At 38.2% G+C, this 17,964-nt stretch carries 21 protein-coding genes and 4 tRNA genes; 17 read left to right on the forward strand and 8 right to left on the reverse strand.

The window, feature by feature from the left end; translation table 11 throughout:
* Positions 1–42: 42 nt before the first annotated feature.
* Positions 43–594 (reverse strand): GTP cyclohydrolase I FolE, encoded by a 552-nt coding sequence (folE, locus tag EHQ49_RS01730; protein WP_135575762.1) that lies wholly within the window; start codon positions 592–594, stop codon positions 43–45.
* A gap of 150 nt (positions 595–744) precedes the next feature.
* On the opposite strand from folE, the gene EHQ49_RS01735 reads away from it, so the two are divergent.
* The 6 genes from EHQ49_RS01735 to EHQ49_RS01760 all read left to right on the forward strand — a co-directional run bounded on the left by EHQ49_RS01735 (position 745) and on the right by EHQ49_RS01760 (position 4,717).
* Entirely contained in the window at positions 745–1,851 is a 1,107-nt protein-coding gene (locus tag EHQ49_RS01735; protein WP_244241300.1) for a glycosyltransferase family 4 protein, read from the forward strand.
* Between the two features lie 105 nt (positions 1,852–1,956).
* The gene (locus EHQ49_RS01740) at positions 1,957–2,148 is read left to right on the forward strand and encodes a (2Fe-2S)-binding protein (RefSeq protein ID WP_135572767.1); all 192 of its coding nucleotides are present in this window, start codon (positions 1,957–1,959) and stop codon (positions 2,146–2,148) included.
* Complete coding sequence (locus EHQ49_RS01745; RefSeq protein ID WP_135575764.1) at positions 2,126–2,599, forward strand: WbuC family cupin fold metalloprotein; 474 nt, start codon at positions 2,126–2,128, stop codon at positions 2,597–2,599. The genes EHQ49_RS01740 and EHQ49_RS01745 overlap by 23 nt, the downstream gene beginning before the upstream one ends.
* Positions 2,596–3,609, forward strand: a complete 1,014-nt coding sequence (locus tag EHQ49_RS01750) for a CE1 family esterase (protein ID WP_135575766.1) — start codon at positions 2,596–2,598, stop codon at positions 3,607–3,609. Before EHQ49_RS01745 ends, EHQ49_RS01750 begins: the two co-directional genes overlap by 4 nt.
* Positions 3,590–4,468: an alpha/beta fold hydrolase gene (locus tag EHQ49_RS01755; protein ID WP_135575768.1), complete on the forward strand. Its 879-nt coding sequence runs from the start codon at positions 3,590–3,592 to the stop codon at positions 4,466–4,468. Before EHQ49_RS01750 ends, EHQ49_RS01755 begins: the two co-directional genes overlap by 20 nt.
* 48 nt (positions 4,469–4,516) lie before the next feature.
* Positions 4,517–4,717, forward strand: a complete 201-nt coding sequence (locus tag EHQ49_RS01760; RefSeq protein WP_135575770.1) for a YgaP family membrane protein — start codon at positions 4,517–4,519, stop codon at positions 4,715–4,717.
* Positions 4,718–4,774: 57 nt separating this feature from the next.
* Here the strand turns inward: EHQ49_RS01760 and EHQ49_RS01765 are convergent, their stop codons facing one another.
* Complete coding sequence (locus EHQ49_RS01765) at positions 4,775–5,890, reverse strand: class I SAM-dependent RNA methyltransferase (protein WP_135575772.1); 1,116 nt, start codon at positions 5,888–5,890, stop codon at positions 4,775–4,777.
* Positions 5,891–5,960: 70 nt separating this feature from the next.
* Here EHQ49_RS01765 and EHQ49_RS01770 point away from each other — a divergent pair.
* A tRNA-Ser gene (locus tag EHQ49_RS01770) sits at positions 5,961–6,044 on the forward strand.
* Between the two features lie 7 nt (positions 6,045–6,051).
* Positions 6,052–6,138, forward strand: a tRNA-Ser gene (locus EHQ49_RS01775).
* A gap of 55 nt (positions 6,139–6,193) precedes the next feature.
* On the opposite strand, the gene EHQ49_RS18710 is transcribed toward EHQ49_RS01775, so the two are convergent.
* A complete protein-coding gene (locus EHQ49_RS18710; protein WP_167482979.1) occupies positions 6,194–6,370 on the reverse strand; it encodes a hypothetical protein in 177 nt (58 codons plus the stop codon).
* Positions 6,371–6,530: 160 nt separating this feature from the next.
* Here EHQ49_RS18710 and EHQ49_RS01780 point away from each other — a divergent pair.
* From EHQ49_RS01780 to recR, 6 genes are all read left to right on the forward strand, one after another.
* Positions 6,531–6,604, forward strand: a tRNA-Arg gene (locus EHQ49_RS01780).
* A gap of 1 nt (position 6,605) precedes the next feature.
* Entirely contained in the window at positions 6,606–7,046 is a 441-nt protein-coding gene (locus EHQ49_RS01785; protein ID WP_135575774.1) for a nucleoside deaminase, read from the forward strand.
* 45 nt (positions 7,047–7,091) lie between these two features.
* A tRNA-Ser gene (locus EHQ49_RS01790) sits at positions 7,092–7,178 on the forward strand.
* A 228-nt stretch (positions 7,179–7,406) separates the two neighbouring features.
* Entirely contained in the window at positions 7,407–8,861 is a 1,455-nt protein-coding gene (gene dnaX, locus EHQ49_RS01795; protein ID WP_135575776.1) for a DNA polymerase III subunit gamma/tau, read from the forward strand.
* A 20-nt stretch (positions 8,862–8,881) separates the two neighbouring features.
* Positions 8,882–9,247 carry a YbaB/EbfC family nucleoid-associated protein gene (locus tag EHQ49_RS01800; protein WP_208732171.1) on the forward strand — a complete coding sequence of 122 codons (366 nt, stop codon included), beginning with the start codon at positions 8,882–8,884 and terminating at the stop codon, positions 9,245–9,247.
* On the forward strand, positions 9,225–9,833 hold the full coding sequence (gene recR / locus EHQ49_RS01805; protein WP_135575780.1) for a recombination mediator RecR: 609 nt from the start codon (positions 9,225–9,227) through the stop codon (positions 9,831–9,833). The genes EHQ49_RS01800 and recR overlap by 23 nt, the downstream gene beginning before the upstream one ends.
* A 76-nt stretch (positions 9,834–9,909) precedes the next feature.
* On the opposite strand, the gene EHQ49_RS01810 is transcribed toward recR, so the two are convergent.
* The 5 genes from EHQ49_RS01810 to EHQ49_RS01830 are packed head-to-tail and all read right to left on the reverse strand — an operon-like array spanning position 9,910 to position 16,034.
* On the reverse strand, positions 9,910–11,460 hold the full coding sequence (locus EHQ49_RS01810; protein WP_135575782.1) for a hypothetical protein: 1,551 nt from the start codon (positions 11,458–11,460) through the stop codon (positions 9,910–9,912).
* 5 nt (positions 11,461–11,465) lie between these two features.
* Entirely contained in the window at positions 11,466–12,323 is an 858-nt protein-coding gene (locus tag EHQ49_RS01815) for a substrate-binding periplasmic protein (RefSeq protein WP_135575784.1), read from the reverse strand.
* Positions 12,324–12,365: 42 nt separating this feature from the next.
* A complete protein-coding gene (locus EHQ49_RS01820; protein WP_135575786.1) occupies positions 12,366–13,946 on the reverse strand; it encodes an OmpA family protein in 1,581 nt (526 codons plus the stop codon).
* A 29-nt stretch (positions 13,947–13,975) separates the two neighbouring features.
* On the reverse strand, positions 13,976–15,232 hold the full coding sequence (gene serS / locus EHQ49_RS01825) for a serine--tRNA ligase (protein WP_135575788.1): 1,257 nt from the start codon (positions 15,230–15,232) through the stop codon (positions 13,976–13,978).
* Positions 15,225–16,034: a TatD family hydrolase gene (locus EHQ49_RS01830; RefSeq protein WP_208732144.1), complete on the reverse strand. Its 810-nt coding sequence runs from the start codon at positions 16,032–16,034 to the stop codon at positions 15,225–15,227. Before EHQ49_RS01830 ends, serS begins: the two co-directional genes overlap by 8 nt.
* Before the next feature lie 106 nt (positions 16,035–16,140).
* On the opposite strand from EHQ49_RS01830, the gene EHQ49_RS01835 reads away from it, so the two are divergent.
* Genes EHQ49_RS01835 through EHQ49_RS01845 form a run of 3 tightly spaced genes read left to right on the forward strand, consistent with a single transcriptional unit; the run spans position 16,141 to position 17,962 of the window.
* Positions 16,141–17,130, forward strand: coding sequence for a M23 family metallopeptidase (locus EHQ49_RS01835; protein ID WP_035983074.1), 990 nt, complete (start codon positions 16,141–16,143; stop codon positions 17,128–17,130).
* The gene (locus EHQ49_RS01840) at positions 17,130–17,483 is read left to right on the forward strand and encodes a bactofilin family protein (protein ID WP_100788910.1); all 354 of its coding nucleotides are present in this window, start codon (positions 17,130–17,132) and stop codon (positions 17,481–17,483) included. Before EHQ49_RS01835 ends, EHQ49_RS01840 begins: the two co-directional genes overlap by 1 nt.
* 8 nt (positions 17,484–17,491) lie before the next feature.
* Positions 17,492–17,962, forward strand: a complete 471-nt coding sequence (locus EHQ49_RS01845) for a YaaR family protein (RefSeq protein WP_135575792.1) — start codon at positions 17,492–17,494, stop codon at positions 17,960–17,962.
* The last annotated feature ends 2 nt before the right edge of the window (positions 17,963–17,964 follow it).

Consider the following 17,964-nt stretch of genomic DNA (forward strand, 5'->3'; position numbering starts at 1 on the left):
AAGTCCAGCATGAATCTGAAAATTTGGATTTAAAAAATGAACTTAGTGGGAACCGGTTCGGATCAAATCTAAAAACTCACTCCGGGTAGTGGGATCAGTTTTGAATAGACCAAGTAGACTGGAAGTGAATAGTTCTGAGTTTTGTTTTTCTACTCCGCGCATCATCATACATAAATGTTTTGCTTTAATGACAACACCCACACCCAAAGGATCCAATGTTTCTTGGATGGCTTGCGCGATTTGGTCTGTGAGGCGTTCCTGAACTTGCAAACGACGCGCAAATACATCTACAATTCTTGGAATTTTACTGATTCCAATAATCTTTTTATTAGGAATGTAGGCAACATGAGCCCTTCCGTAAAAAGGAAGTAAGTGGTGTTCGCATAAGGAATACATTTCGATATCTCTTACGAGAACCATCCCTGTTGTATTCTCTTCAAAGATAGCTCCGTTCACAATTTGGTTCAAATCGGCTTTATACCCACTAGTTAAAAAGTCATAAGCCTTTTTCACTCGGTTGGGCGTTTTCATGAGACCCTCTCTAGTAGGATCTTCACCAATTTGTTTTAGGATTTCTTCGATTAAGTTTTCCATCTGATTCCTTTTACAGATAAGTTCCCTGTGATCCTGCCGTCCAAATTATGAATGCAGAATATTCACTACCAATTTGACTAGACTTGACTGATAAGGAAAAGACACATTTCCTTTTTTTAATTTAATTCTAAAGGACATAATTTAGATCCAATGCGGCTGAAAATAGGTTACGATGCACGAATGATCGAAAATTCGGGGATTGGAATTCGTATCCAACATATTTTAAAATTTTGGCCCATTCCGGCAAAGGTAGCTGATATTTTTATTTTTGGTGACCCCACCGTTTTAAAAAAATATGACCTCCCCAAAAACGCAGAAATCATTGAATACAAAACCAGTATCTATTCGCCTAAAGAATTTTTAGGTCATCGCCGGATGGCAGAAATGGATCTTTTAGACATCCCTCATTTCAATATCCCATTTCCTTACATTCGTAATTGTATTGTTACCATTCACGATCTCATTCCTTATCATTTTAAAACGGCTCATAGTTCTCTCGTCAAACGAGTGTATATGCAAATTGTCTTTCGCTGGATCAAATGGTTTGCTCGTAAAATCATTACTGTTTCGGAATACACCAAACAGGATTTGGTAGAAAGTTTCGGTTATCCAAAAGATAAAGTTACTGTTGTTTACAACGGAATCGACTTACAAAACTTCTCGAAACAACCAACAACAAAAGTTTCTCAATTTATCAAAAAACATAACCTTCCAAAATCCTATTTGTTTACTGTAGGAATTGGAAAAACACATAAGAATTTCCCTTTTTTATTATCCAATTTAGAAATACTTTGGGAAAAACAAAAACTTTCCTTACCTTTAGTGGTGGGTGGTCTCAAAGGAGAAATCCCAGAAGAGTTTTTGGAAATCCAAAGAAAACATCCTAATCAAATTTATTTTTTATCCCATCTCCCTTACGCGGAACTTCCTCTTGTTTACCAAGGAGCAAGGTTATTTCTCTATCCGTCTCTCTTTGAAGGATTTGGATTTCCTGTTTTGGAAGCCCAAAGTGTTGGAACACCGGTTTTTTCATCTAACGCCAGCGTATTACCAGAAGTTTTAGGAAATAGTTACGAAGCCTTTGATCCCAAAGATTCGGATTCCTTCCAAAACCAATTGCTCTCTCTATTGAAAGATTCTAAAAGACTCAGTGTTTTAAAAGTTTTGGGTGAAAAAAATGCCAAACGTTTTCAGTGGAAATCGGCCCTCGAAACTCTGAACCAAACCTACGAACCACTCCTCAAACCAAAAAATTAGAGAATTTTAGGCAGATTTTCTGGAATTCTAGGAAATTTGCCTTAATCTGCTCAAAAAAAATTCTTGTCGTACCATTTAGATACCTAGAGACTGATTCTCAGAACCATGATCAAGTGTCACTGTGCAGAAGTTTTCTTTGAATCTATCTTAAATGTTGTCAAAGAATCCAATCGCCCTATACTAGAAGTCGCCCGCGAGATGGGAGCGGCTGATACTTGTACGGCTTGTGTTCCGGATATGTTAGCCTTCATCGAGCAGGAATTGGAAGGTCAACTTGCAGGAAATACAACTCATTGATTCCGACTTAATCGGAACCCTCGTAAAAAAAGCTCAAAACGCCGAAAGAAAACGTACTAATCATAACTTCCATGAACAACAGGAAGTCTACCAAAGGTTTCTCAACGTTCTTTCAAAAAATACATACATTCCACCTCACAGACATTTGTCGGATCCAAAACCAGAAACTTTTGTGGTTCTCGAAGGTGAAATTGGATTTTTAATTTTTAAAGAAAATGGAGAGATCAAAGAATCTCATAAACTTTCAGCCATTGGTCCCAAACGAGGAATTGATCTACAACCGGGTGTATGGCATAGTTTGGTTTGTTTGTCTGAGAATGCTGTTTGTTTTGAAGGAAAGTCGGGGCCCTATGATCCGACCGTAGATAAAGAATTCCATCCAAACTATCCACTCGAAGGTGACCCTAAAGTAAGAGAAACTATTGTTTGGTATGAATCTTTGTTTCTATGAATTGGATCTTTACTAATCAAAAACGATATCTACTACTTGTCATGATTTCCTTTTCCTTTTTTTGTAAATCCCTTCCATCGATTGTACCAGTAAAAGAACATAAACTAGAATCAATCTCTTCGGATGGGATTGTACGTACTTTTCGTTATTACGTACCCAAACAAATTAACGAAAAACGTCTACCTGTGATTTTTCTTTTACACGGCGGAGGAGGTAGCGGCGAAGGAATGATTTATCTAACTCGAATGTCAGAAAAAGCAGAAGAGTATGGTTTTATTGCCGTTTATCCAGATGGTTATGCCAATCGTTGGAATGATGGACGAAAAATCCCACATTCCTTAACAGACAAACGAAATACAAATGATGTAGAATTTTTTCGGGACATGATTCGTTTTATCGATAAAGAAATTCCGATTGATTATAACCGTATTCATGTGGCAGGTATTTCCAACGGTGGTTTTATGACACAGCGCTTGTTATGCGAAGCAGACGATTTATTTAGTTCTGGATATTCGATAGCAGCGGTAACTTCTAAGGGTTTAAAAGATATATGTAATCCCCCTCCACAAAAATCAATTGGATTCATTATGGGAACTTCGGATGACGTAGTACCATATAAAGGTGGGACTGTTTCCATTCCGTCTGACTCAAGCCCCAATGCAAAAAGAATTCCAGCAGGAGATGTGATATCCTATTTGGAATCATTAGAATTTTGGAGTTCTAGTTTCTCATGCAAAGAAGAAATAAAATCTCAAAAAAGACATTTAAACAAATTCTGGAAACGAGACATTCAATATACTCAATTTACCGATTGTCAATCGGACCAAAAAGTAGAGGGATATTTGATCCCTAATGGTGGTCATATCTGGCCGAATGGATTTTATTACCAAAATGAAAAACAATACGGATACTTAAGTAAGGACTTGGATACAAGGGAAATTGTGTTACAATTCTTTCGAACAACCTATAAAAAAGAAAAGTTGGTAAACAATGCACCACTCGGAAATTAGAAATTTATCCAGCGTATTTACCACTTTAGAAACAGGATCAGGCGATCCCGTTCTTTTCCTACACGGCTTTCCCGATAATCATAAAACCTTTGCTCCCATTATGGAACAAATTGGCAAAAAAGGATTCCAGTGCATTGCACCCGTTATGCGAGGGTACGAACCTTCAACAATTTCTCATGCCCATAAATTACATGTAGTAGATCTCGTGGATGACATTCTTGGCTGGATGGAAGACCGCAGATGGGATTCAGTACATTTGGTAGGGCACAACTGGGGTTCCGTGATTGCATTTGCGGCCGGAATGTACTACCCTAACCGAATTAAATCCATCACAAGTCTTGGTGTCCCCTTGCTACGTACATACCAAGACTCTTTTCTTTGGGCACCCCAACAAACCATTCATTCTTGGTATGTGGTTTTGTTTCAAATTCCCTTTTTGGCAGAACTTACCATTCGTTCTAATGGATTTGCTTTGGTTGACTATTTATGGAAAGATTGGTCGCCCGGATATTCTCCCAACCAAGACCATTTAGCAGAGATTAAAGCCAACTTTCAAAATCCAGGAATTTTATCTTCGGCCCTAGCCTACTATCGAAATTTAAACGACCTATTCACCGAATCAGGTAGAGAAAGTATTTTAGGAATTTTAGATTCACAAATTACTGTTCCCACACAAATTCTCTACGGTTTAAATGATGGTTGTTTTCATAAAAATTTATTTGAACATTTGTTAGATGAAACTGACTTTCCGTGTGGATTTCGTAAAATTGGTTTCGATCATGCGGGACATTTCCTTCATTGGGAAAAAAGAGAAGAGGTAACCAAGCTGATTTTAGAATGGTTAGAAAAAAATAAATAAAAAATCCAAAGAGAATTTTTCGTCCAATCTACTTTAAGGAGAGTGGATATGTTTCAAAATATGGGTCTTTATGACCGGATCATTCGTGTAGTCGTCGGATTGGTATTAGGTGGTTTGTATTTAAGTGGAGTCGTGGAAGGAACAACAGCAATTGTTCTTTTTGTGATTGGCCTTGTGATGATTGCAACCTCTGCTATTGGATTCTGCCCGGCTTACCTTCCTTTCAAAATCACAACAAAGGAAAAATAACCTAAATTTAGGTAAAGATCCAACTCACAGATTTTTGTTTGTGAGTTGAGTCATTTGTTATTTTTTTAAACTCACAAGTACTTCATAATGTTGCGTTCTTGGAAAAAAATCAAATAAACCCATATACTGTAATCGGTATCCTATCTTTTCTAATCTAGTAATATCCCTTTTTAAAGTACTTGGATTACAGCTAGAATATACAATTTGTTTCGGAGAAAACATAGAAGCCGATTCAATGATTCCCTCTGTTAGGCCGGCTCTTGGCGGGTTCACAATCCAAATTGGATATTTCGAAGTATGTTTCGGTAAATGTTTTTGATACAAATCACTGACTTCATATTCAAACATCAAAGCACTGTTGGTTTTGGCATTTTCCTTTGCATAACGAATGCTTTTTTCGTGTGATTCGATTCCATAAAGAGAAGCAATTCTTTCCCGTATGGAAATTCCAATGGTTCCGCATCCACAGAATAATTCCAAAATTTCACTAGAATCGGGTAAGAGGGTTTTGATTTTTTCAAGCCAAGGTTCCAAAAGAAATCTGTTGATTTGAAAAAAACCTCTTTCGGGAACTTTTAGTTTTGTGTTAAAAACATTAATTTCTGTTTGGTCTCTTTCATAATTCACAACCGATTTTGAAGAAAGCCTGAGTTGGATGGATTTTTGTTTGGATACAGATTTTTTCAGCCCTTGTGGTATTGAATCCCATAACAATCGTTTATCGACAGTTTTACAAACAGATTGAGATTCGTTCACAACCCTGTGGCTATTTTTTGCAAAATATCCAATTTCTTTTCCATTAGATTGCCATTGCACATTGTTTCGATATTCGTTCTCTGGCCCGATGAATACTTGTATTTTAGATTTCCACTGCGGGAACATTCCTTCCAAAAGTGATGTTTTGATTTTGATTTCGTCTTCGTAGGAAATATGGCGGTAACTACAACCACCACATTCCATAAAAACGGAACAATCAGAGGGAGTCCTTCGATCGGAAGCTTCGATGACTTCGGAAACAGATCCAAACCATTCTTTGTTTCCGGTCTTATAAAGACTTATGTCTACCAATTCGCCCGGAATGCCACCCTCAACAAAGACGGCATGTCCCTCATGATGCGCTATACAAAAGCCACCATTCACCCACTTTTCTAGTTTTATACGCAACTTTTCCATTCTCTAGAACCATTCATTGAATATTCATTTGACACTGCACTCGCATTTAACATAACGGATAGGTACTCTTGGAGAAGTGGCTGAGTGGTCTAAAGCAGCGGTCTTGAAAACCGTCGTGGTAATCCCACCGTGGGTTCGAATCCTACCTTCTCCGAGTCGCTGGAGACGTGCCTGAGTGGCCGAAAGGAGCGGTTTGCTAAACCGTCGTACGAGCAATCGTACCCAGGGTTCGAATCCCTGCGTCTCCGTTGTTACCGTCATGAATACCACTCAAATCAAAGACAAATTACAAAAATTACAGGCCTACTTAGTCACTGATGAAGCTGCAAAAATTTTTGCTGTTTTACCTTTGTATTTTTCGTGGGTCCCTGTATTTACTTGGAAACGAAACAATCCAAACTTTGTAATGGTTTGTTTGTACTCCGCAGTTAATACTTGTTTGTTCTTGTTAGGGTTATTATTCGCCCAAGCGGTTTCCATTCTCCCTTTTGTCGGACTCTATTTTGCTGCCACCATCCATCTACTTTCCGTACTACTTTATCTAGGAATTTCTGGATTTTTGATTTACTCCATCCGCTTGAAAAAAACCATAGAGATACCCGTTCTTTTGGACTGGGTAAAAGTGCTTCAAGCATTCATTGCGCCCATAGCTCAACTGGATAGAGTATCTGACTACGGATCAGAAGGTTAGAGGTTCAAATCCTCTTGGGCGCACGTGGAAGCATTCGACTCGTTTCTAAAACGATACTCGGAAGCAGTTTCCAACCATCCAAACGAAATCCCTTCCTATTCTGAAATCCTTACAAAAGACGGCATTCTTTTATCCAAAACTTTTAACTCCGTCGAACAAACATTAAACCCTACAAAGCATAGTGAAATCCTAGCTATTGAAGAAGCACTTTCCAAAACGGAAGGCCGCTATCTCACTGATTGCGTTTTAATCACTGCTTTAGAACCATGTCTCCTTTGTGCTGGTGCTATCTTACGAGTAAAAATTCCAGAAGTGGTTTATTTTGTTCCGGCAAAGCCTGGGGAAGGAATTTCTTCCTACACAACTGAGTCCATTTATCTACTAAATCACTTTCCCAAGTGTACACTCATTCCAAGATCCCACATAAAATTTGAATTTCTGAGTTTTTTCAAAGAGAAAAGGTAGAATTCTAACGACCGTTTCTTTTTATGGAAGCCAGTAGAAACCATTGGAGAGATGTCAGAGTGGTCTATTGTGCATGCTTGGAAAGCATGTGTGCCAAAAGCACCCCGGGTTCGAATCCCGGTCTCTCCGCCAGGTTTTACACCAACTTCCTTTCCAATCCTTAGTTCAATCTCCACTCTGAATTGAACTCATTGGAAATCTCTCCAAATCGTAATACTAGGCTTCGTGTTCTGTTTTCCAGTTTCAGAAGAAAATATCTATCACCTTGATAAATATTTCATTGCCTCCACCATACGAACTTCCAAGATCAAAGTGATTCACAAATTTTTCATTTCATAGCCCCTCGAGAAACGAACTTACATGAGCGAAAACCACCAAGTACTCTTTCGAAAATACAGACCCCAATTCTTTCGCGACGTGATTTACCAAGACCTTGCGGTTGGTTCCTTACAAAATGCATTTAAATCAAAAAAGATTGGCCATGCTTATATTTTCATAGGCCCTCGTGGTGTTGGTAAAACCACCATTGCAAGAATTTTGGCAAAACGTCTGAACTGTGAGAGACCAGATGGAGTAGAACCTTGTAACGAATGTACATCTTGTTTGGAGATTACAAAAGGAAATTCAAACGACGTGTTTGAAATCGATGCAGCTTCCAATAGCGGTGTTGATAATATCCGCGAATTACGGGAAAATGTAAAATTCAATGCGATGGGTGGAAAGTACAGAGTTTATATTTTGGATGAGGTACATATGCTCAGTGGGGCTGCGTTTAATGCTCTACTCAAAACTTTAGAAGAACCACCGGCTCATGTTGTTTTTATTTTAGCAACTACCGAGTATCATAAAATTCCGGAGACAATTCTGTCTCGTTGCCAAGACTTTCATTTTAGAAAAGTTCCTGTAACGGTTTTACAAAACTACATCGAAACTCTTTGTGAAAAAGAAAATTTAAAATACGATTCTGAAGGTTTATTCTGGATCGCAAAAAAAGGTGATGGTTCCGTACGAGATACGTTGTCCTTTATGGAGCAAGCCGTTATTTTTACAGATGGCAATCTTACTGGCGCCAAACTTCGAAAAATGATTGGATATCATGGAATTGATACCTTTACCGATTTTTTAAACCAACTCTTAGATTCCGCACAAAGTGCACAAATATTTGAAACACTTGAAAATCTTTTCCAAGCTGGGATTGATCTCAGTAAATTCGTTTGGGACTTCGTAGAATTTTTGAATTCCCTCCTCCTCATTAAAGACAATTTAGCCGATAGAGAATCGATCAACATTCCCCAAGAAGATTTACAAAAACTAAAACAAAATTATCGCGATTTAGATCGTGAGATTTTAGTTTTACTCGCTGAAAGAATTTTTTCTGTTCATGAAAAATTGAATTTAATGAAACTTCGCAGTTCCTACGAGATGAAGGTGTATTTGGAAATTCAATTCCGTAAATTGATATTGGATCGCGAAAAACCTAGTGTATCTGGACTGTTAGCAAAAATCGCGGAACTCACCAAACTTGTCCAAGGTGATATTTCTCATCTTCCGGAAAATTTGGAACCGGTAAAAAAACAAACTGAGCCTGTTGCGACACCTGCTGTCCCAAAATCAGAACCAGTACAACCTGTGGCTGAAAAATCAAAGCCAAATATAGAACTAGAGAGTAAACCAAATCCTGCAACACAACAAAATCCTGTCGCTACACCCAAACCTATGCCATCAGGTCCAGCAGCGGCCGAAGATATGGAAAAACTTCTGAAAGAAAAATTTTCCGGTATGGAAGTAGACCCTAACCAATTTAAGAATTTATAAGTCCAAAAGGTACTATGGGAATTTTTGATCAAATGAAACAAATGCGAGAAGCTTTCTCGCAACTAGGGAACATCAAAGAGAAACAAGAAGAGCTTTCCAAACGACTTGCTCAGATTCGCGTCACTGCTTCGGCTGGGGCAGGAATGGTGGAAGTAACTGCAACCGCTGATGGAACTCTTACCAATCTTAACATCAACCCCATTATGTTCAATGCTGATGATAAAAAGATGTTAGAAGATCTAATCCTTTCTGCAACAAACGAAGTACAGAGAAAAGCCAAAGAAACTATGGCTCATGAAATGAAAAATGTTCTTGGTTTCAATCCAAGTGACTTCGAAGGCGTTTTCAACCAAATGCAAAAGGATGGAGGATTTCCACCTGTCTGATCCACAATTCCAAAAACTAATCCAATCATTCTCTAGTCTTCCTGGTATTGGAAAAAAAAGTGCAACGAGAATCGGATTCCACATTCTAAGAATGGATCCTTCCTCCTTTCGAGCTTGGCTCTCAAATATCGAAGAAGCGAAAGCCAAATTACGATTTTGTGATGAATGTGGTGGCCTTACTGAGGATTCAGTTTGTTCTATTTGTTTGTCAGATAGACGAGATAATGCAATCCTTTGCGTTGTCGAACAACCAGAAGATATTTTCTTCATTGAAAACACAAAAGAATACGTGGGCAAATATCATGTATTGAATGGTGCAATTTCTCCGTTAGATGGGATTGGTCCTGACCAATTACGGATTCGCCAACTGTTGCAACGTTTGGAAGAAGGTGCGGTCAAGGAAGTTCTTATTGCAACCAATCCTACCCTCGAGGGAGATGCGACGGCCTCTTACCTATCCACAGTCATCAAACCTATGGAAATTAAAATCACTAGAATTGCTCATGGGATCACCATTGGTGGAACCTTAGAATATTCTGACCAATACACTTTAGGCAAAGCAATTAAGTCTAGATTAACTCTTTAATTAATATTATGCGAAAGTTTTATTAACTTTCTGCAACTTCTATAATTTAGAATAGAAATTCAACTTTGTAGTTAAATTAGAATCGATGTTCAAATACGATGAATGCTTCCCGAAGCACTCTTCCATATTTAGAGTCTAATAGTACAAAAAGTGCATCACCCGCGACAAAATAACCAGATCGAAAGATGATTTGAAAATCAGAAGTAACGTTATAGCGAATGTTAAAATTATATTCCATACCCATATAAGTGGAAGTTCTGTATCCGTTAAGTTCGCTAAACTCGCGATTAATTCGGATCTCTGGTGATTTGGTTGCCCATAACTGGTAGTAACCCAAGGTAAATTGGTAAGGACCAAAAGCAATGATGTTGGAATAAAAACCGTATTCATTCAATCCAGAAAAACTAGAACCATTAAATAAAGCATAACCACCTGTGAAGTCGGTCGCAATGTTCGAAATGGAAAACCCGGGAGCTAAAGTTCGGTATCCATTACCTTTTAAGTTCGCTTCATGACCTTTTTCGTCATATCCCGGTCTTCCTGTAGTTCCTAGAGCAATCAAATTAAAGTTAAGTGACTCACTCCAACGATAAGTAAATTGAAAATCATACATTCCCCCTTTGATAAAATGTCTTTGGGTTGTATTGTAGATAGTGACATCGTTGGTATCAGTTACAGCGCGAAGTTTTTTTACAGTTCCTGTATTCAGAATTCCATGAACAATAAATGAAAACTTTTGAAAATTAAATTCATTGTGCATGCCATACCAAGCAAGTCTTGCAGTTTCATTATCAGATTTATCATTATCATCTAAAAAATAAGCATACACTTCATTTCGGATATTACGAAAATATTCAAACTTTAATCGATTGTAGTAGATATTGGAACTTTGGTAATTTTTATCAGCAAATCCGTTTTTATCCACGTCCATAAAACTTTGGTCACGAGCACGCAAAATCCCACCTTCCAAGGACAAACGTAAAAACTGAAAGTTTTTAAGGATACTAACACCCGTTCCTGTAGAAAACAAAACACGGCCTTGGGCAGAACTAAAAAGTTGTTGCCCTACCTTAATAAATAATCCCGATTCAGGGATGCGAAAGTTTAAATATAAAAAGTTTGTTTGGACATTGACTGCGGCCGTTCGTCCTCTTTCTCCACCAGAACCGGGACCAACCAAACCAGGATCGAAACCATCGGGACCAGTTGCTCGAAGTCCTTTTCCACCAAAGGGAATATCACCAACTTGCATCCCCCAAACGCCTTCCACATATTTGTTAGCGGAAAAACTCATATTGTACAAAAAACGTGAATCGTAATAACTCACGTCTTCTTTTCTTCGCGTGATTTGACTAGGTAATCCTTGTTGTCTTCTTTCTAAATCCGATTGTATGGTTTGTTGCTCGGCTTGTTGGCGCTCCGTATTTTCTTTTTCTAAATTGTTAATTGGTGTTATAGGCGTTTTTCTTTCTAATAAAACATCGCGACCTACGTTCGTAGCACGGACGCGAAAAGATCCATTAAAATTCATAAAGGTTCTTTGAGATTCTTCTTCTTGCGCAAACAAAATACTCTGAGGAATCAAAAGAAAAACTAAACTAAAGAAAAATAAATTTCGTAATACCATTGAGTTTATTCTTTTTTAACCCATTGGTTGGATTTAAAATATTTGTTGATCAAACCTTGAATTTTCCCTGTACGTTTCAGTTCTTTGATAAAGAAGTTTAAGTTATAAAGAAATTCTACATCTCGTTTCGCAGTTGCCATACTAATATGATCTTCCTGAACCACTCCTAGAATGGGAAGATAATTGGCCCTGAGTGAAGAATCTTTTTGTAAAAGTGCCTGAATGTAAAACGAATCCGCAACGAACGCATTTACATTATTTTTCTTTAGTTCGTTTAAAGCCGCTTCATTTGTAAAATAAGAGAAAATTTGTGCTTTTGGGAAAGCATCTCTAAGGAACTGGTGATTGGAACTATTTGCTAGTACCGAATAAGAAATTCCCGTAATATTTGTTAGGTCATTTAAATTTCTAAACAACTGAACAGTCACAATCTGTCCCTCTGGTTCTGGAGGAAGTGCTGTTCTGTTGACTAGTGCTGCCGGTGTCGAAATCAAATAAGGGTCAGAGAAATACACATCTTTAAAACGATTGATTGAAGAAGAAAGTCCTGCCATCGCAATTTGAGTATCACCCTTTTCCAACATCCTCGCATGTTGGTCGAAGGTTCGGAGTGGGATGATTTTCAAATCCACATCTAAAAATTTAGCGTACTCTTGGGCGAGCTCTACATCTAATCCTGGAAAATTGGGATTTGGATTTTCAATATAAAATGGATCGTAAAATTCATTTACGGAAACAGTCAGAGTTTTTGTCTTTTTAATTTTTTCTAAAACCTGACTTGATTCTCCCGAAAGAGAAACAGACAAAAAAAATACTAAAAAAGAAACAAACCCAAAATAATGGATCCGGAGAAGAAGCAACATCCCCATTACCTTTTCTTCGGAAATAGAAAGGGCAAGGAAAAATTAAGGATCAATCAGTACAAATTCTGTTCTTCGATTTTTTTTGGACGATGCCTCATCTGTTCCTTGAACCATAGGTTGTGTTGGTCCTTTTCCATCTGTTACCAAACGTTTCTGATCCACTCCTTTAGAGACTAAATACTGTTTAACGGACTCCGCTCGTTCTTTTGAGAGAACCATGTTGTCTTCAAATGTTCCTGTTAGATCTGTATGGCCGATAATTTTCATTTTTTTATCCGAATTTTCGTGCAGATAATCAACAATAGCATCCAAAGGTACCGAAGATTCTGGTTTCAATACAGAGGAGGCTCTTTCGAAATAAACGGAATCCAAAGAAATTTTTTTGGTTTCTTCCAGTTTCTTTTGTACGATGTTTTCTTGTTTCGGGATAGAAGCCGTAAAGAGATCAAACGACCTTCCATCCACTCTTCTACAAAACAAAAATGTTTTTTTGACCTGCTGGAAAACAATATATGCTTCGTCTTCACTCGAGTTAATAGGCGCCCCTAAATTTTCAATGTCCTTAAAGGATTCTCCATCTATTTTTGCCATGTATAAATCGAATCCGCCATAACCACCTGGACGATTCGAGGAAAAAAACAAAATACTACCATCATCATTAAAAGCTGCAGCAATGGTCGCATAATTATCATTAATGGGCGAAGGCAAAAGTTTTGGTGTAGACCACTTGTCATCTTTGAATTGGCTGTAATACACTTTTGCAAGATTAGGTTTACCAAAGGGATATCTTGTAAAAAGCAAAGTATCACCTAGGAGATGTGGATTTTCTTCTATTTCCTCTGTGTTGATGGGACTTGGCAAAGCGACTGGATTACCCCATTCCTTTCCATTCCAATTAGAAACATATAAGTCTCTAGAAATTCCGACTTTCCCATCAGGTAACATTACTTCTACGGATCCATCTCGATTTGAGGATAACAAAAGAGTTTTTCCATCGCGAGAGATAAATGGGCTTTGGTCATCAAAAGGAGAATTCAAAATATCCACTTCTTCTGGAAAATCCCAAGTCCCATCTTTTTTTCGTTCTGATTTAAAAATTTCCGTATAACCCTTACTCGAACGTTTCGAATAGAAATATAAAGTTTTGGCATCAGGTGTCATCGTCGGACCAAATTCTTGGAATTCTGTATTGATGGGACCTTGGATCGGAGCCACAACCAAAGTCGGTTCACTACCTTGTGTTTGGCTATAAACAGGAAGGGAAAATAAAAGGAAAAAGGCTAGAAATAGATATAAAGGAACAAAGGAAAATTTCGAATTCACTATATATTGAATGATCGTTTTTTTACACCAGATCACATTCTCGGAAATATCTGCACTACGCATATTTCCCCAAGCTTGACCATCCATACCAAACATAAGGAACTGGAAATATCCGCAATTCGCATAACTGCTATTTATTGTTTCTTTTCTGCTGAACGGATATTCACCGAGACGGATTGGATATCTGTATTGCGTATAAATCCCCCCTTCAATGATAAGTGTCCTAAAACTGAATTCATCCGACGATAGAAGGTTTGGTTTGCGATTGGTATTATATTTTGGAAAAAACGAATAGGGCATTTGACACCTCGGTCATCTGCCCTAAATTACTAACGAATGTAAGGTTTCAATACATCCGGAATTTGGAAGGTTCCATCTACTGATTGGTAATTTTCAATCACTGCTGCGAGTGTTCGACCGATCGCAAGACCGGAACCATTCAGAGTATGGACGAGCAGGTTTTTTCCTTCCTTTGACTTGTATCGAATTTTTCCGCGTCTTGCTTGATAGTCTTTGAAGTTAGAAACAGAGGAAATTTCCATAAAACGACCAAGTCCCGGCATCCAAACTTCGATATCGTAAGTTTTGGAGGAGGCACTGGACATATCTTTACTACAAAGTAACATCACGCGGTAAGGAAGTTTTAACTTTTGCAAAATGGATTCAGCATCTTGGAGCATCTTTTCGTGTTCGTTTTGCGAAGTTTCCGGTTCGACAAACTTCACAAGTTCCACTTTTTGAAATTGGTGTACTCGCACAAGACCACGTGTATCACGCCCGTAAGATCCTGCTTCTCTACGAAAACAAGATGTATGTGCACAAACCGAAATGGGTAATTCTTTTTCAGAAATGATTTCATCACGGTAATAATTGGTGAGCGGAACTTCCGCCGTTGGGATCAAGTTGAGTCCGTCTTTTTCCAATCGGTAAAAATCTTCTGCAAATTTGGGGAGTTGTCCCGTGGCCGTCATGGATTCATCATTCACAAGAACAGGAACCCACATCTCTTCGTATCCATTTTCCGAAGTATGGGTATCGAGCATTAGATTCATAAGTGCTCTTTCCAATTTGGCACCAAGACCACGGTAGGTATAAAATCTAGCACCAGAAAGTTTCACTCCGCGTTCAAAGTCGAAAATACCTAAAGCCTCCCCAATATCAAAATGGGTCTTTGCTTCAAAGGAAAGTTTAGGAACATCTCCCCACTGGCGCACAAGAACATTATCTGCTTCCGATTTTCCTTCCGGAACAGAAGGATCGAGTAAGTTCGGAAGACCTAAATTGAGTTCATGTAAAGATTCTTCTTCTTTGGTTAGTTCTTCTTCAATGGCTTTAATCTGATCACCAACACCTTTCATCGAAGCTGAAATTTCAGTGATGTCTTTGCCTTGTGATTTCTGAATTCCAATTTCTTTAGAAACTCGGTTTCTTTCGGCCCGAAGGTCTTCTACTTCCAATTTTAACTTTCGTTGTTTTTCAGAGACAGATTTAATTTTAGCTTCAATGTCTGTAGAGACAACACCTCGTTTTTGTAAGGTGGAAAGTAACTCTTCAGGGTTTTGAACAATACGGTTGATATCAAGCATGGTGATAGGCCTTTCTTTGTGTGAATTTTAATGAATTTTGATAAATGCGATCTGCTACTTCTGCATTAGTTTCTGTTCGTAAAGAAAACATTTTCTCGAGAACAAATGGCAAATGAGAAGAATCATTTCGTTTTCCTCTATGTGGCATCGGGGATAAAAAGGGAGCATCTGTTTCTATCAGGATAGTTTCCAATGGAATCTTCCGCGCTGCTTCTTGGATATCCGTTGCTGACTTAAAAGTAACAATCCCTGAAAAAGAAACATAATAACCTAAATCTACAAACTGTTTTGCGGCTTCATAATCATAAGTAAAACAATGAATCACACCAAAGGCTTTTGACTTATATTCCTTTAGCGCTTCATAAGTATCTTCAAAGGCGTCACGTGAATGAATCACTACCGGTAATTTATATTCAGAAGAAAATTCTAAAAATTTACGTAATACTTCATTCTGCGCCAAACGAGTGCTCGCATCATGATAGAGATCGACACCAATCTCACCAATTGCAGAAAATTTTGGATCTTTCATTCGGGATTTTGCTAAATCTAAAATCTGATCGGCATTAGGGAATTCATGAGTTTCTGTAGGATGACAACCAATCGAATAGAAAATTTCTAAATCATCTTTGGAATGTGTTTCAGAAATCCGAACCGCTTCGATGGAACTGGGTAAATCAATCCCAATCTGAACCATCCGGTCTACTCCAGCAATGCGGGATTTCGCCAGTGTTTCTTCAATCTCTTGGCCTTGTTCCCGAATTATGTCTAAGTGGCAATGAGTGTCAATGGTTGAATATCCCATAAATAGCAAGATTTGTAATTTCCACTGGATGAAAATGAAAATTCAATCGAAAGATATAGTGGGTGCATTAACTTTTGTTTAAATAGTCGAAGGCTAGAAAGAGAACGTGGAAGCAAAACAAAGACTACATCTAATTTTTTACCGATTACGGTATAAAGTCCAGGAATGGAAGCTTAAGTTATCCCAACGTTACGAGGACCTTGACAAAAAAGGTCGTGAACGTTTGACGATTATGGTCATTCCTCACACCGATCGAAAAACAATTAACTTTGTCATCTCCTACAAAGCCATTTCCATCTTTATTGGAATCATGGTGGTGCTTCTTGTGATCAGTGCTGTGAACGTTCTTTCTCATAGTGGATCCATCCACCAACTCACAGAACTCAATTTAACAAACAAAGACTTTATCAGACAATCTTCAAAGATGAAAGAAGAGGTGAACTCTCTTCACGAAACCATCCAATATTATTACGAAAGAATTTCTAACCTCTATATCAAACTCGGTGGAGATCCTTCTCGCGTTTCTAAAGGGATGGGTGGACAAGCTGGACAATTCCTCGCATTACAAGGAACACCGCAGTCTGACATCACTGATGAATCTTTCCGCATCAAAGAAGACATTCATAATTTAAAATTATCCTCCGAACTTTCTGAAGAGATCATCAAACTCATCAAAAAAAGAAAGAGCATCATTCGTAACACTCCATCCATCTGGCCAACAAAAGGTTATGTATTATTTCCTTTTGGAAAATACATTTCGCCAGTGACTGGAAAAGAAGAATTCAATAGAGGACTCGACATCGGATCCTTTCCTGGTGCGGAAGTCATCGCAACTGCTCCTGGAATTGTTTTTGATACTGGATATTCACCAGCTACAGGTTACTACGTAAAATTATCACATCGATTTGGATGGAAAACAATCTACTCCAACCTTGATAGAATTCGTGTTAAGAAAAATGAAAAACTCTCCAAGGGTGACATCTTAGGTTATGTTGGAAAATCTCCAGAAAATCCGATTTACCATCTTCATTATGAAGTACATGTTGGTACCCAAGCGTTGAATCCGTTTTCGTTTCTCAACCAAATTCAAGAATAATGCCGAATCCATCTACAGAAGAAGAATTTTTAGTTAATAGCATCATTGGGGAAGGAGCCGAGTTTGTCGGTGAATTTAAATTCCCTGGCCTCATTCGTATCGATGGAAAATTTCGAGGAGTCCTTGAAACTACCGGAAAGGTACTTATAGGAAAATCTGGAATCGTCGATACAGATATCAAAGCACGAGTGGTTGTTGCCGGTGGAGAAATTCGCGGTAATATCTATGCAACAGAACGAGTTACATTACTTTCTAGCTGTCGATTGGAAGGAGACATTGTCACTCCTCGCCTCATCGTGGAAGAAGGTGTAGTGTTTCACGGAAAATGCACAATTAATCCCACTCGTCACTAGGCGGGTTTATGATCATCCAAAACAACAACCCTAAGTCGGTATCCACTCAGGCGAAAAAAGGATCCAAGGAAAAATTAAACGGTTCTCTTGGGCCAGTTGATGAATCCAAACAAAGTTTTTTAGAAATTTTAGAATCCATTGTTCCCTCTGGAAAAGAAGAAACCAGGGAACTAAATGAACTTTGGAAAGATTTACCAGATTTGGAAAAAGATCTCATCAAAGATCCGAATCACAAAAATCTCGAATCTTACAAAAAACATATCAAACAAATTGCAGAACTAATTTTGAAAAAAAACTACAAGGTCATGCAAGCCCCACAACGGGGACGAAATGACCAAAAAGACGTACGTTATGTAAAGGTCGTAGATGAAAAATTGGATCTACTCGCCAAAACAATGTTTTCTCCCAACAACAGTGCGTTCGTGATTTTGAAACAATTAGATGAAATCAGAGGTCTACTTATTGATCTAAAAGGATAAAT

The organism is Leptospira perdikensis (genome assembly GCF_004769575.1).
Classification (GTDB): Bacteria; Spirochaetota; Leptospiria; order Leptospirales; family Leptospiraceae; genus Leptospira_A; species Leptospira_A perdikensis.